At 74.8% G+C, this 313-nt stretch carries 1 protein-coding gene; it reads right to left on the minus strand.

Features of this window, described 5'->3' with window-relative positions:
• Positions 1-313, minus strand: a 313-nt coding sequence (locus D9V41_RS17225) for a DUF3093 family protein (RefSeq protein WP_121795648.1), incomplete at both ends; no start/stop codon positions are given.

Below are 313 nucleotides of genomic sequence, written 5' to 3' on the forward strand. Positions count from 1 at the left end.
GGACGCCGGTCCGGATGTACGGGCGGGTGAAGGTGAACGCTCGGAGGTCGCCGTCCTCGCCGAAGGCCCGTGACCAGCCCTCAGCGTCGAGCGGCTCGACCGTCCCCAGGTGCGCACGGTCGAGCCAGGCGCGGCCCGCGCGAAGGCCCTCGTCCGACGCCTGCACGGTCGCGGCTCCGTAGGCGGCGACGACCGTCACGGCGGCCGCAGCCGTGACCACGGCGACGACGAGGCCGATCTCGAAGGTCGTCGCGACACGGACCAGCCATCCGGTGAAGGCGCCCGCGCCCACGGCGACGAGCCACCAGGGGAG

The organism is Aeromicrobium phragmitis (assembly GCF_003674095.1).
Classification (GTDB): Bacteria; Actinomycetota; Actinomycetes; order Propionibacteriales; family Nocardioidaceae; genus Aeromicrobium; species Aeromicrobium phragmitis.